The 14,245-nt window shown below is 71.3% G+C and carries 12 protein-coding genes; 10 read left to right on the top strand and 2 right to left on the bottom strand.

Annotated features, from left to right (window positions below):
* Window positions 1-7: 7 nt before the first annotated feature.
* From eno to pth, 10 genes are all read left to right on the top strand, one after another.
* A complete protein-coding gene (gene eno, locus ID810_RS01370; protein ID WP_166856543.1) occupies window positions 8-1,294 on the top strand; it encodes a phosphopyruvate hydratase in 1,287 nt (428 codons plus the stop codon).
* A gap of 1,081 nt (window positions 1,295-2,375) precedes the next feature.
* Entirely contained in the window at window positions 2,376-3,077 is a 702-nt protein-coding gene (locus ID810_RS01375; RefSeq protein WP_166856545.1) for an FtsB family cell division protein, read from the top strand.
* Window positions 3,078-3,090: 13 nt separating this feature from the next.
* The gene (locus ID810_RS01380) at window positions 3,091-3,624 is read left to right on the top strand and encodes a DUF501 domain-containing protein (RefSeq protein WP_243856604.1); all 534 of its coding nucleotides are present in this window, start codon (window positions 3,091-3,093) and stop codon (window positions 3,622-3,624) included.
* A gap of 39 nt (window positions 3,625-3,663) precedes the next feature.
* The gene (locus ID810_RS01385) at window positions 3,664-4,623 is read left to right on the top strand and encodes a Ppx/GppA phosphatase family protein (RefSeq protein ID WP_166856549.1); all 960 of its coding nucleotides are present in this window, start codon (window positions 3,664-3,666) and stop codon (window positions 4,621-4,623) included.
* On the top strand, window positions 4,620-5,627 hold the full coding sequence (gene aroD, locus ID810_RS01390) for a type I 3-dehydroquinate dehydratase (protein WP_166856551.1): 1,008 nt from the start codon (window positions 4,620-4,622) through the stop codon (window positions 5,625-5,627). Before ID810_RS01385 ends, aroD begins: the two co-directional genes overlap by 4 nt.
* 186 nt (window positions 5,628-5,813) lie before the next feature.
* Complete coding sequence (locus tag ID810_RS01395; RefSeq protein ID WP_166856627.1) at window positions 5,814-8,729, top strand: hypothetical protein; 2,916 nt, start codon at window positions 5,814-5,816, stop codon at window positions 8,727-8,729.
* Complete coding sequence (locus tag ID810_RS12300) at window positions 8,719-9,897, top strand: hypothetical protein (RefSeq protein WP_235931594.1); 1,179 nt, start codon at window positions 8,719-8,721, stop codon at window positions 9,895-9,897. Before ID810_RS01395 ends, ID810_RS12300 begins: the two co-directional genes overlap by 11 nt.
* Window positions 9,809-10,264 carry an alpha/beta fold hydrolase gene (locus ID810_RS12740; protein WP_413227888.1) on the top strand — a complete coding sequence of 152 codons (456 nt, stop codon included), beginning with the start codon at window positions 9,809-9,811 and terminating at the stop codon, window positions 10,262-10,264. The genes ID810_RS12300 and ID810_RS12740 overlap by 89 nt, the downstream gene beginning before the upstream one ends.
* A gap of 408 nt (window positions 10,265-10,672) precedes the next feature.
* The gene (locus ID810_RS01405) at window positions 10,673-11,272 is read left to right on the top strand and encodes a 50S ribosomal protein L25/general stress protein Ctc (RefSeq protein WP_166856554.1); all 600 of its coding nucleotides are present in this window, start codon (window positions 10,673-10,675) and stop codon (window positions 11,270-11,272) included.
* Window positions 11,273-11,300: 28 nt separating this feature from the next.
* Entirely contained in the window at window positions 11,301-11,897 is a 597-nt protein-coding gene (gene pth, locus ID810_RS01410) for an aminoacyl-tRNA hydrolase (RefSeq protein ID WP_166856556.1), read from the top strand.
* Between the two features lie 91 nt (window positions 11,898-11,988).
* Here pth and ID810_RS01415 read toward each other — a convergent pair whose 3' ends face one another.
* Together ID810_RS01415 and ID810_RS01420 are read right to left on the bottom strand one after the other, a co-directional pair.
* Window positions 11,989-12,687: a response regulator gene (locus tag ID810_RS01415; protein ID WP_166856558.1), complete on the bottom strand. Its 699-nt coding sequence runs from the start codon at window positions 12,685-12,687 to the stop codon at window positions 11,989-11,991.
* Window positions 12,669-14,210: a sensor histidine kinase gene (locus tag ID810_RS01420; protein WP_166856559.1), complete on the bottom strand. Its 1,542-nt coding sequence runs from the start codon at window positions 14,208-14,210 to the stop codon at window positions 12,669-12,671. The genes ID810_RS01415 and ID810_RS01420 overlap by 19 nt, the downstream gene beginning before the upstream one ends.
* Window positions 14,211-14,245: the final 35 nt, after the last annotated feature.

The following is a 14,245-nucleotide window of genomic DNA, read 5'->3' on the forward strand; positions in this document are numbered from 1 at the left end:
ACCCACAGTGGCCCTCATCGAGAACGTTCATGCCCGCGAGATCCTTGACTCCCGCGGTAACCCGACCCTTGAGGTCGAGATCCTGCTGGAGGACGGTGCCTCCGCTCGCGCCGCCGTCCCCTCCGGCGCCTCCACCGGCGCCTTCGAGGCTGTTGAGCTGCGTGACGGTGACACGTCCCGCTACCTGGGCAAGGGCGTTGAGAAGGCCGTGGCCAACGTCAACGACATCATCGCCCCCGAGATCATCGGCTACGACGCCGCTGACCAGCGCGGCCTCGACCGCCTCATGATCGAGCTCGACGGCACCCCCAACAAGGGCAAGCTCGGCGCCAACGCCATCCTCGGCGTCTCCCTCGCCGCCGCCCAGGCCTCCGCCGAGTCCGCTGGCCTCGACCTCTTCCAGTACGTCGGCGGCCCGAACGCCCATGTCCTGCCCGTCCCGATGATGAACATCCTCAACGGTGGCTCCCACGCTGACTCCAACGTCGACATCCAGGAGTTCATGGTTGCCCCTATCGGCGCCAAGACCTTCCGTGAGGCCCTGCGCATGGGTGCCGAGGTCTACCACGCCCTCAAGGCCGTCGTGAAGGGCCGCGGCCTGTCCACCGGCCTGGGTGACGAGGGAGGCTTCGCCCCCAACCTCGACTCCAACCGTGAGGCCCTTGAGCTCATCGTCGAGGCCATCGAGAAGGCCGGCTACAAGCCCGGCGCCGACGTCGCCCTCGCCATGGACGTCGCCTCCACCGAGTTCTTCGACGAGAAGACCAAGACCTACCAGTTCGAGGGCGAGGCCCGAGACAACGCCTACATGGTCGAGTACTACGAGAAGCTCATCACCGACTTCCCGATCGTCTCCATTGAGGACCCGCTGAGCGAGGACGAGTGGGAGGACTGGAAGGCCCTGACCGACAAGATCGGTGACCGCGTCCAGCTCGTCGGCGACGACTTCTTCGTCACCAACCCCGAGCGCCTGGCCAAGGGCATCGAGCTGGGTGCCGCCAACGCCCTGCTGGTCAAGGTCAACCAGATCGGCTCCCTCACCGAGACCCTCGAGGCCGTCGAGATGGCCCACCGCGCCGGCTACAAGTCGATGACCTCCCACCGCTCCGGTGAGACCGAGGACGTCACCATCGCCGACCTCGCCGTCGCCACCAACTCCGGCCAGATCAAGACCGGTGCCCCGGCCCGCGGTGAGCGCATCAACAAGTACAACCAGCTCCTGCGCATCGAGGAGGCCCTGGGTGAGGACGCCGTCTACGCCGGCGCTTCCGCCTTCCCCCGCTTCAAGGCCTGAGACCTGAGCTGAACGCACCGGTGCCCGGACGCCGTCGGACCTCGACGGTGCCCGGGCATCGCTGCGCCTGCCGCCCCCGCCCCCCCCTCGAGCTCCTCGGGTTGTGCTCGAACCTACGGTGTTGTGCCGTTGTGATGTCTCAGGACATTGGTGACAGTTCTGTGTCAGGGTATCGGTGACAGTTCGGGTGTTTGTGGGGGTGACACGTCTGCATGGTGCCGAGGTGGTTCGTCCCGGTGCCCGCCCGCCGGGCCCGTGGCAGTCGTCGGCCTGGAGGCCCTGGTGCTCCCGCCAGCTCGTCGTCCCACGGGTGTGGACGGGCCCGGCCTCCGGTGGCACGCGCCGCTGGTGACCACACTGCACACACGGGCGTCAGCTCCCCGGCGGCACCCCGGCTCATGGCCCGACGTCATGGTCTTCAGGGCAGGGGCCTGGACGGCGCACGCCGAGCCCGTCCACCTCGTTCCTCCACCTTCCATCTCGTTCGTTCACGGAACGAGATGGACGTGTGCGGAACGAGATCGACGTGCGAGGGACGAGATCAAGACCTGGGCAACGAGATCGACGCCGGTCCTCGTCGGGTCCTCCGGGCGCCGCGACCAGACGCGCCCATCCTGGCGCGTGCTCGTGGCCCCTCGGCGGGCGCGCGGCGCTGGTGTCCACGCGGCGGACATCAACCGAGGCCGCCGTCGACGCCCCGGCCCGGAGGCGCGCGATCACGCCGTACTCCTCCCGGCGGGTCGAGCGCCCAGGCTGGTCATGTCCGCGCCGTGGACACGCCTGGGTCCAGAGCCCCACCTCCTCGCGGCCACCGGCACCCCAGAAGCGTCGAGACTCCGCTCAGACGGCCAAGGCCCTGACCGAACACACACCCAGCCCGAACCCGTCACCACATACATGTCCAACCACACCCCCAACCCCCCAAGCGTCACCGATGCCCTGACACAGAACTGCCACCAATGTCCTGAGACATAACATGCGGCACAACGCCGTACTGTCGAGAGCAAAACGAGGAGGTGGGCGGGCGCGACGCGCGCGGGGTGTGGAGCGCGTTCCCAGGTGGCTGGGGCAGGATGCCCCCATGAGCCCACGACGCCCCACCCCCGCCCGCCCGGGCAGCCGCCCCGGCGCGCGCCCCTCGGGACGCCCGGCCTCACGCGCGGCCGCCCCCGCCCCCGGCCGCTCCGGCGATAAGCCCGCCACGCCCCGCGCCACGCCCCGGGCGCGCACCACGCGCCCCGAGGCCGCCGTCTCACCCGGGCTCGAGCACGTCGTCCTGCGTGTGGGAGGCGCCGACGGCGTGGCCGTGCCCGCCCGCGTCCTCATCATCGCCCTCGTCCTCCTGGGCGCCTTCATTGTGACCTTCCCGTCCCTGCGCGGCTACCTGTCCCAACGCGCCCAGTACGACGCGGTCCTTCACCAGATCGACGAGGCCGAAGCCGTCTCCACCGCCCTGGAGGCCGAGCTCGCCAAGTGGCAGGACGACGACTACGTCCGCTCCCAGGCTCGCGAGCGCCTCTCCTACGTCATGCCGGGCGAGACCACCTACATCGTCGTCGGCGCCGACGACGTCGAGCAGGAGCAGACCGCATCGGCCTCCACCTCCACCGCCTCTGCCGACACCACGCCCCCGTGGTACGAGATCGTGCGCGAGTCCGCGCGCGTTGCCGGGCAGACCGGGCAGGCCGCGCCCACCGAACCCGCCCAGCAGGGCTGGTCCACCGCCGTGCCCACCGTGCCGACGCCGAGCGCCCCGTCCGCCGATGCCACCGACGAGCCGTGACCGAGAGGACCCCATGATCCAGGACAGCACCGGCGCGCACACCATCACCGACCCCCAGGCCGTCACCGACGCCGACGTCGAGGCCCTGCGCCAACAGCTCGGCCGGGTGCCGCGCGGCGTCGTCGCCATCGCCTCCCGCTGCGTGTGCGGGCGTCCCACCGTCGTGCGCACCTCCCCCCGCCTGCCCGACGGCTCCCCCTTCCCCACGAGCTACTACCTCACCCACCCCGCCGCCGTGAAGGGCTGCTCCACCCTCGAGGCCGAGCACCTCATGGAGGACTACAACACCCTCCTGGCCGAGGACCCCGACGTCGCCGCCGCCTACGCCGCCGCCCACGAGGACTACCTCGCCCGCCGCGCCGAGCTGGGCACCCCCGAGGAGATCGACGGCGTGTCCGCCGGCGGCATGCCCACCCGCGTCAAGTGCCTGCACGCCCTGCTCGGCCACACCCTCGCCGCAGGCCCCGGCACCAACCCCATCGGGGACCGGACCCTTGACGTGCTGCGCGAGCGCGGCCTGTGGGACCCCGCCCGCTGCAGCTGCTGACCCCGGCCCGCCCCGCCCCGGCCCGTCCTGAGGAGCACCATGACACGCGTCGCCGCCATCGACTGCGGGACCAACACCATCCGCCTGCTCGTCGCCGACCTCGTCCCCGGCCAGGGCGGCCCAACCCTGGCACCCCTGGCCCGTGAGAACGAGATCGTCCGCCTCGGCCAGGACGTCGACCGCACCGGCCGCCTTGATGACGCCGCCCTCGCACGCACCCTCGCCGTCGTCGAGGACTACGCCGCGCGCGTGCGCGAGCTCGCCGCCGACCGCGTCCGATTCGTCGCCACCTCCGCCACCCGCGACGCCGAGAACCGGGCCGTCTTCATCGACGGCGTGCGCGAGCGCCTCGGCATCGAGCCGGAGGTCGTCTCCGGTGACGAAGAGGCCCGGCTGTCCTTTACCGGCGCGCTGTCCGGGGCCGGCGCCGACCCCGGGGTCGCACGGCTCGTCGTCGACCTCGGCGGCGGCTCCACCGAGCTCGTCCTGGGCACTGCCGCCCCCGAGGCTGCCGTCTCGATGGACACCGGCAGCGTGCGTGTCACCGAGCGCTACCTCGCCGACGGCGTCACCCCCGCCACCGAGGCCGCCGCCCGCGCGCACGTGCGCGCCCTGCTCGACCTCGCCGGGCGCAGCGTGCCCGTCGAGCGTGCCGACGAGCTCGTGGGTCTCGCCGGCACCATCACGACCGTCACCGCCCACGCCCTCGGCCTGCGCGAGTTCGACGCTGAGGCCATTGACGGCGCGCGCCTGAGCATCGAGGACACCCTCGCCTCCTGCGAGGCGGTGCTGCACTCCACCGCGTCCGAGCGCGAGTCATGGGGCTACCTGCGCCCGGGCCGCCGCGACGTCATCGCCGCCGGCGCCCTCGTGTGGTCCGAGGTGGTCACCCGTGCGGTCGAGCGCACCGCCGAGGCCGGGGCCGCGCTGACGACGACGACCACCAGCCTGCACGACATCCTCGACGGCATCGCCCTGTCCCTGGCGGACCGCTCGTGAGCGGCGCCCCCGCCCAGCCCGACGCCGTGCTCACGGGGCTCGCGGAGACACTGGCCGCCCTGCGCCCCGAGGTTGAGGCTGCCGGGATCAGTGTTCCCGGTAGTCCGCGCGCGCCCCGGCCCGTCACCCTCGGACGGGACGGGTCGGCTGGACCCGTGCCGCTGGGGGAGGAAGACGGCGAGGCCGGGGGTGCCGGGGCCGCTGGGCCTGTACTCGGTGGGCCGGTCCCGCTCATCGCCGTCGCCACGACCGCCAGCAGCGAGGCCGAGGCCATGCGCCAGGCCTTCGTCGCCTCCGCCCTGGGCGCCGACCTCGTGGAGGTGCGCGCCGACCTCATCGAGCCCGACAGCACGGTCACGACCGGCGGACAAGCCGCGGCCTGGGCCTCACCAGCACTGGCCACCGCCCGCCTCATCGCCGCCGAAGGACACACCACCCCCGTGCTCCTCACCGTGCGCACGAGCGCCGAGGGAGGCGGCGCCGACGTCGACGACGCCACCTACCGCCGCGCCCTGCTGACGACGCTCCGCTACCTAGGACAGGCCCGCGCCACCGGCCGCTTCGAGGCGGTGCGCGCCATCGACGTCGAGATCGCCCGCGGCTGCCTGGGAGAGGCGGTCGAGGTGGCTCACGAGGTCGGGCTCGCCGTCGTCGGCTCGGCACACTTCTTCACCTCCACGCCCAGCCAGGAGGAGATCGTGGCGATCCTCAGGCGGATGGAGAAGGAAGGCGCGGACGTCGCCAAGATCGCCGTCGTGCCCCGCGACGGGCAGGTCGGGCACGACGATGTCGTCACCCTCCTGCGGGCCACCGCCCAGGCTCGCGCCGAGCTCGAGGTCCCCGTCATCACGATGTCCATGGGGGAGGGGGGCGTGCCCACGCGGCTGCTCGGCGGGGTCTTCGGCTCCGCCCTCACCTTTGCCACCGCGTCGGGAGGAGCCTCAGCCCCCGGTCAGATGCCCATCGAGCTGGTGAGGGCCGCCCTCGAGTTGCTCCGCGTATGAGACGGTGGGCCGACTGCGCCCGCTGCGCGGCGCCGCCTCCTTGCCGCCAGAGCCTCATAGCCCGCGCATGAGGCACTGCCGGCGATCGTGGTGGCCCGGCGCGGGAGGCGAGTGCCCGGACAGGGGGCCTGTTATCTTTCTTACGGGCCCCGGTTCGCTGATGCGCTGACGGTAGGCCTGCTAGATATGCAGAACGGACGGCACAGCATCGACATTGACGCCCTGCACGAGCGCTACCGGCGGATCGTACGGGTTGTTCCGCGGCGCACCCGCTGGCTCGCCTTGGTTCTGGCGCCGGCAGAAACCAGCGCCGTCGTGCTCGTCGCAGGCCTGCTGGGAATTGCCGGATCGCTGCTGATCACCGTGGGCCTCTACCGGGTGGCGACAGACGGGGCGGGAGGCACGGCCGCGCTCCGGCTGCTCGTCACCGGATTTCTCGCCGAAGGCATCGCTGGCGTCGTGAAGGAGCGTCACGAGACGCTTCTCGTCGCGATGGTGCGGCAGCTGACGTACCGGCGATTCCGCGACATCTTCCGTTCAGGTGCGTCCTCGCCGCGCGCTCGCGAGAACGTCCTGACCTACCCGGCGCAGATCAGCCAGTTCGCCTACGTCGTCGACTCCGCGGTGTCGCTGGTTCAGATGGTCGCCTTCGCGTTCGTGGCATTACGGCTGTACGGGGCCGGTGGTGCTGCCGCCACCGTCATCATCGCCGGGATGGTGGCTGTCAGCGTGCGCCTCATTCACCTCGTCGGCGCACTCTGGGAGCAGTACATCGGACTTGAGGGCGATCGCAGACGCTGGATACAGCGTGTCGCGGACGCGTTGCCCCGTGCATCGCACATTCCCAGCTGGAACCGCGCCCTGAAGGCAATCGTAGGTGTACGCCGCGAGGAGGAGTGCCTCCTGCGCGCACGAGTGCGTCTGCAGACGCTCAACGGATTCCTCGAACGCGGCGCATTGACGACGACGCTCGCGCTGCTGGTCGTCGTGGGCGCCCGCCTCTGGCCGGGCACCGCCTTCGGCGTAGGCACCATCCTGGCAGCGCGCTACCTCTACTCGGCCGCGCAGAACAACACCGTGAACTACCGCGTGATCCGGCTCGCGGTCCCGATGCTCAGACGCCTTGACGAGCTGGAGACGCAGACGCAGCCGGTGCGTGCCGACGACGGCGCGGCGTGGCCGACCGGGTCCATCGAGGTCCTCCCGGCGGACAGTCAGCGCGCCCGCGCTCTGCGTGACGGTGCCACAGCCCCTGGTTCCGCCTACGTCCCGTACAACCCGCAGCTCCCCCAGGCCGTCCTGTCGGCATGGCTTGCCTCGGCGACGCCGCAACGTCTCGAGCGTTTCACCGAGATAGCCGGCGCCCTGGGTCTGGGTGGTGAGGTGGTGGAACGTCTCTGGAGAGACGCGGAGACGCTGTCCGCGGGGGAGAGGCACCGCGCGGCCGTCTCCCTGGTGCTCGCCGACGAGCCCACATGGATCATCCTGGACGACACGTTCTCGGCGCTCGATCCACTCACGCGGGAGGTCGTCGCCAACGTCGTCGTGTCCCGCGTGCCAACCTGCACGCTGCTGGCGGGCTCCCAGGAGTACGTGCCCTCCGCGTTCACGAAGGGGGAAGAGACGGCAGCAGGACCTTCGGCCACAGACTCCGGGCGAGCCGAGAGCGAGACGGCGGGTGGGGCCGCGGACGAGGCGGCCGCTGCCCTCCCGGCCGGATCCGAACAACGAGGCCTGCCGGACCCGCGACCCGAACGGGCGACCTGGCGACGCACTGTCGACCTGTTGTTCGGCCCGTACATCGTGTTGATCGCCGTTGGCGCCGTGCTTCTGAGCGGGGCCGATGTCGCCTTCGCACTGACGCTTGCCGAGGCGGAGACGCTCTCCGGGCGCATCGCCTGGGTCTCGGCCGCTTGCGCGGGGGCTGCGTTGATCGGCTCGCTGGGGTTCTACTCAGTCCTCTACCGTGCACCGATCCGTCGGCTCGGCGAGCTGCACGACCGGCTCGCCTACAAGCTCGATCGTTTCGCCGGCCCGGCAACGAGCGGTGGCGTCGTGGCCCGGCTGGGCGAGGACTTCTCCGACCTGCAGATGTCGGTGCCCGGCGCGGTCGGCTCGGTGCTCCTCATCACCACCCAGTCCGTCATGCTCGTCGGCGGCGCGGTCGCGGGTGCTCCCACGTTCATCATCGTGGTTCTGGTAGCGGTCCCGCTGGCGGTCCTCGTCATGCGCCGCGGGTCCGTGTGGATCCTGCCGGCCTCAACCGCCGCCGCGAACTTGCGGGCCGCCTTCGTCGGTGCGGTCGGCGTTCAGGCCGGTCTTCACGCCGCTCCGGTGGGCCCGGGTCTGCAGGAGGCCGGTGACCTGGCATACTCCAGCGCGGAGGGGGCGTACGTCAGTGGCGAGGTCAGGCTCGCCAATGCCTACGCGCTGCGCTCCGGCCTGATCCAGGCGCTCGTGCTGGCGCTGAACGTGTCCGCTACCGTCATGGTGGCCGTCCTGGGCGGGTCGACGTCGCTGGTCAGCGCCGCCGGTGTCATCTACTTCGCCGTGACGCTGTCATCAGGTATTCAATCGACCATCGAGACGCTGCAGACCACTGGTGTCGTCAGCCTGACGGCCGAGCGCGTCCGCCTGCTCGACGAGCACGTTGAGCAGCCCGACGACCCGCCGGTCCGCTCCGCTGACATGGACCGACTCGAAGCCGCCCTGGCTCCCGCCGGATCAGTAGTCGCCCTCATCGGGGCGACCGGTGCCGGCAAGTCAGTCATGCTTGACGCCCTCTACCGGCGGCAGCCCCCGGGGACGGTCGCGCTCGTACCGGACACCGACCCTTTCGCGGACGCGGACGCGGACGTGGACAGCGCCAGGGACGGTGAGGGACGCAGCGGGCTCGCACTGGCACGTGCCGCACTTGCGGACGAAAGAGTCCGGCTGATTCTCTTGGACGAGACCCTGAAGACACTCAGCCCGCTACAGGAGCGCGCTGAGATACTGGCGCTTGCGCGCGCACTCGAGGCAACGGGCAGGCGGGCCGTGGTCGTGCTTCACTCAAGAGCGAATATGGACTGCTTCACCGGGGTCGTGGACCTTGACGGCTGAGATCAGCGGGGTGCTGCGTGTGACCCCTCGAACGGCTGACGACGAGGCGCGCCTGATCAGAGCGGTACCGCTTCTGCGGACTTCGGACTCGGTGGTTCTTCTCAACGAGTACGGCGTTACGCTGTGCGAACGCGGTGGGTACCTGGCGCCGACAGCTCTTCCCGAGGCGGATGAGATCGTGGTGGACCTTGACGGGGCACTTTATGCGTGCACGTTCGAGAGCCGCCGGCTGCGGGTGCGGCTGTTCCGGTTCGAGGGCGGCCGCTTCCGCCCGGTCTGGCGGGAGCCTCGCGATATAGAGGTCGGCGACCTCAGCGCCGAGGACCTCGTGGTCCTCGGCGTGCGGGGAGGTGTGGAGATCTGGCGGGACGACGCCGATCGTGTTGAGAGGGTCGCTAGAATGGTCGGCGGTCGCACGGTGCCCGCCCTGGCAGCGCTGGCGCCTCGGCCCGCGGGCGATCTCGTGTTCAGCTCGGGGGACATGCTGGGGTTCAAGGATGATCGCGGTGTGAGCGGCCAGTTCATTACTGTTGCTGACCTTGCTAGCCAACGGTCATGGCGTGTTCGGGCGCGACATGTGTTTGCTGCCGGGGAACGGGTGCTCGCGGTGGCGGTCGGTGACCCCCATCGGACTCCCGTCAGGCACGGCCTGCACGTCTTCGACGGGGTGCGGAAGTCGTTTCTGGAGACGGACGGACCCGTGCTTGAGGCCGGGGGCTGCTCTGCTCGCATCGTGCTGTCGGTGTTCACCGGCGACGACGCCGGGCTGCGTGAGGTGAGCGAGAACGCCGATGGCCGCCTGGAGGTTCACTGCATTGCCGCGCCTGAAGGGTATAAGGCGCTGTCTCCGGACGGCGGCACGTATACGGTGCGTGGTTTCGAGGAGGCGCTGACGGTTGCCACGGTTCCGCGCGCAGACATGAGGTGCGGAGCCCGCCCGGGCGTGTTCGGGCGGGCAGGCTCGGCAAGAGCGGGCAGGCTCGGCAAGATACGTGACATCGCGCACCGGTATCGAGCCGAGAGGGACAGTGGTTCATCTTCACGGCGGCCCGGAGGGATACGAGGTACCGGAACCGCGTCTGTTCGGGCTCCCGCAGTGGTGCAACGCGCGCGGTGTGGACTGGGTTGGCGTCAACTACCGCGGGTCTCTGATGCCCGACCCGCGTGACACGCGCAGCGCGTGGAGGGGCTGGCGAGCGACGTTGCAGGAGGACCTGGAGGGGGCGCTTGCGCGTGCTCGTGGTCCGGTCATCCTGGCCGGGTGGAGTTTTGGCGCGGCCATCGCCCTCGCGCTCGGTGGAGTGAGCGGGCGAGTCAGAGGGCTGCTGCTGGGCGGGGTTCCGGGCGGCCTTCGCAGGCACGTCGAGCGTGCGGTCGCCCTCGATCAGGGGCATCGACTGGTTCTGCGCACGGTTCGACCTGGCCGGAGACGACGGCGTGCTCGTCGACGGCGTGAGCGGTTTCGACGGCAGGCTGAAGGTACTCGAGGTTCATGGCGTCGAGGATGGGACCTGCCCTGCGTTCCTGGCGGATGACGTCGCAGGGCGGTGGGCGGAGCTGGGCAACCCGTGGGAGCGCGTCTGGTTGCCCGGGAAAGGCCATAACGCGTCGACCCTGGAGGACGTTCGCACCATATCGGCTGCGGTTCGGACTTTCGTGTGCCGCCTGCTTCCCGCTCCTGAGGACTGACCGCGACCGGCGGTGGGCGGCGCCGGGCGCCCCGGGGTCGGGCCGACCCCGTGAGTCGCGCGTCACCCGCCGCACGCCTGGGCTGGTGCCGGGCGCCTGCCGTACAGTGGGTGCGTTGCCCCGGCGAGGGACACGCGCAGTGCGCGTGCATCCGTCATCGACGTGGTGGTGCCGGAAGGTGCTGCGCGTCGTCGCGCCACGCCGGACCACCAGACCCGCGGGGCCCTCTCCCCGCCCGAACCGAGGAGACCCTCATGGCCCACAACGCCATCAGCCTCAAGGCCACCGTCCGCACCAGCTTCGGCAAGGGCTCTGCCCGTCAGGCCCGCCGCGACGGCCTCGTGCCCGTCGTCGTTTACGGCCACGGCACCGAGCCGCGCCACCTGCTCCTCGACGAGCACACCGCCCGCCTCGCCCTGCGCGGCAACGACAACGCCCTCGTCGAGCTCGACGTCGACGGCGACAAGATCCTCGCCCTCGCCAAGGACGTCCAGCGCCACCCGATCCGCCCGGGTGTCCAGCACGTCGACTTCCTCGTCGTCAACCGCAACGAGCGCGTTGAGGTCGAGGTCCCCGTCGTCCTCGCCGGTGACGCCGCCCCCGGCGCCCTGCCCATGATCGAGGCCGCCCACATCGTCGTCTCCGCCCCCGCCGTCGAGATCCCCGAGTCCATTGAGGTCGACGTCACCGGCGTCGCCCCCGGCACGGTCATCACCGTCGCGGACCTCACCCTGCCCGCCCACGTCGAGGCCGTCACCGACGCCGAGACCGGCGTCGTCAACGTCGCCGACGAGGCCGCCGTCGCCTCCGAGGCCCCCGAGGCCGAGGCCGAGGCTCCCGCCGAGGGCGAGTGAGCCGCAGGCAGCCGCGCGGGGAGCGCGCATGAGCACCCCCTGGCTCGTCGTCGGCCTGGGGAACCCGGAGGCCCGGTACGCCCGCAACCGCCACAACGTCGGCCACATGGTCGTCGACGTCCTGGCCGGGCGTGCCGGGTCCCGGCTGTCGAGGCACAAGGCCCGCGCGCAGGTCGCTGAGGCCCGCCTGGGCACGATGCCCGGCGGCGCCCCCGGCCCGCGCGTCATCCTCGCCGAGCCGGCCACCTACATGAACGCCTCCGGAGGCCCCGTCGCGGCGCTCCTCCAGTTCTACCGGGTCGACCCGACGACGAGGCTGCTCGTCGTCCACGACGAGATCGAGCTTGCCCCCCACGAGCTCAGGCTCAGGCAGGGCGGCGGCGAGGGCGGGCACAACGGCCTGCGCTCCATCAGCCAGGCCCTGGGCACACGCGACTACGCGCGCCTGCGCGTCGGCGTCGGACGGCCCCCCGGCCGCCAGGACGTGGCGGACTACGTCCTGTCCGACGTGCCCGCGCGCGAGCGCGACGCGCTCGCCGTCACCCTCGAGCAGGCGGCCGACGTCGTCGAGGAGGTCGTCACCCTCGGGCTCGACGCCGCTCGCGACAGGCTCGGACGCGGCTGAGTCGGACGCGGCTGAGCCGGACGGGATCCGGACGGCGCCCCAGCCGTCCCGCGCCCGCGCGGCGCCGGACGCAGCTACCGGCCGGACGCGCCTACCGCATGAGCCCCGTCTCATAGGCGACGACGACGGCCTGGACCCGGTCGCGCACGTCCAGCTTCGCCAGCACATTGCCCACGTGCGTCTTGACCGTCGTCGCCGAGACCACCAGGTGGTCAGCGATCTCCGCGTTCGACATGCCCTGTGCCATGAGCACCAGAATCTCGCGCTCACGCGGCGTCAGCGCCGCAATGCGCTCGTCCTCCGCGGACGCCTCCCTGCCGTCCTGAGGCAGGTGCGAGGCGAACATCTCCAGCATCCGCTGCGTCACCCGCGGCGAGACCACCGCCTCACCCGAGGCCACGGTACGGATCGCCTCCGCCAGCTCCGTCGGCTGGGTGTCCTTGAGCAGGAAGCCGCTGGCCCCGGCGCGAAGCCCCGCGAAGGCGTACTCATCCAGGTCGAAGGTGGTGAGGATGAGGATCCTCGTGCCCGGGCATTGGGCGGTGATCGCCGCAGTCGCCTCGATGCCGTTCATCCCCGGCATGCGCACGTCCATGAGGATGACGTCGGGCTTGAGCGCACGCGCCTGCGCCAGCGCCGAGGAGCCGTCCGAGGCCTCACCCACAACCTCGATACCGTCCTCCGCGTCCAGCACCATCTGGAAACCCATACGCATCAGCGCCTGATCGTCCGCCAGGACGACGGTCACGGGGCGGGTGACCCCCTCCGAGGTCAGCACGGCATCTGCCATGACGTGGTCCCTTCGTTGTTCTCGTCCCAGCGCAGGACTGCGCGCACCCGCCAACCGGTGGGCGTGGGACCCGCGTCCACGGTCCCACCATAGACGGCGGCCCGCTCCCGCATGCCGATCAGCCCCTTGCCCGAGCCGTGCACCGGCGTCGATCCCGGTGCCGCGTCGTTATCCACCGTCAGGACGGCCGTGCCCGTGCGTCGCACGAGCCGCACGTGCACCCGCTTCGTCGTCGGCGCATAACGCAGCACGTTGGTCAGGGACTCCTGGGCGATACGGAAGACCGTCAGCTGCAGACCCTTGTCATCGGGCAGGGGCTCGCCCACCCACTCGTAGGTCACCGGCACGCCTGCGGCCGCGAAACGCTCAACCAGCACCGCCAGGTCCGCGGATGCCGGTGCCGGCGCCGTCGGCAGATCCCCGGTCGAGCGGTCCATGCCCGAGGTGGTCGCCGTGGAGCGCAGGGCCGCGATCTCGGCCGAGGGCTCGGTCGGGGCCACGGTGCCCGGAGGCGCGAACTCAGGCACCGGCAGCGCCCGCACCGCAGGCCCCGAACCGGGCGGCGCGCCGCCCGGCACGCCGGCAGGTGCGCCGTCGGACATCGAGACGGACTCGTGGTGCCGGGACGGGTCCGAGGAGGCCCCCGGGTCATCGCGCAGCACCCCCACGAGCCGACGGGTGTCCGCCAGCGCCGAGCGGCCGGTCTCCGCCAGGACGCCCAGCGCCTCCTTCGCCATCTGCGGGTTGCGCTCGACCGTCGCGGCCGCGCCGTCGGCCATCGTGATCATCACCGCCAGGGAGTGGGCGACGACGTCGTGCATCTCCCGGGCGATACGGCTGCGCTCATTGGCGGAGGCCAGTGCCGCCGCCTGCTCGCGGGCCAGGGACAGGCGGTCATTGCGCTGGGCGAGCTCCATCACCTGGGCCCTTTGGATCCGGATGATGATCCCCACCAGCGTGCCGATGACGTTGACCAGGCCGTAGGGCTTGAGGATCTCCACGAGCCCCAGGCGCGTGAGGGTCAGGCCGCCACCCAGCAGGCGCAGGCACGCGATCGACACGAGGGTGGAGACCACGCAGGCCGCCCACGCCCACCCCAGGTGGTGGCGCGAGGCCAGGGTTGCGAGCACCACCGGGGTGCCCAGGAGTGTGATCGCCTGCAAGGACCACGCGACGTAGGAGCTCTCGACCACGCCCAGGCCCAGCGCCCGGGGGACGACGACGGCATGCACCAGCGGAACGAAGGTCACGAGGACCCAGGCCAGGCGTGGGCGCAGCCGCCGCAGGAACACCCCCACGCCGCACGCGATGCTGGCGACCACCGATGCTGCGAGCACCGCTGTCATGTTGGTGGACCTCGCCAGGTGGCCCTCCCACAGGGGTGCGAGGCCCAGGGGGATGTTGATGACGAGCACGACGACGGCGAGAAGCACGTCCGCCAGCGGGGCGTGCGAGTCGTGCCAGCGTGCGAGCCGGCGGGCGGAGGGTGGGACGCTCACAGCAGGAACCTCGCGGGTGCTCATGGGCTCATTGTCACAGTGCCACCGGCCCTGGCGCC

This window comes from Actinomyces respiraculi (assembly GCF_014595995.2).
GTDB lineage: Bacteria > Actinomycetota > Actinomycetes > Actinomycetales > Actinomycetaceae > Actinomyces > Actinomyces respiraculi.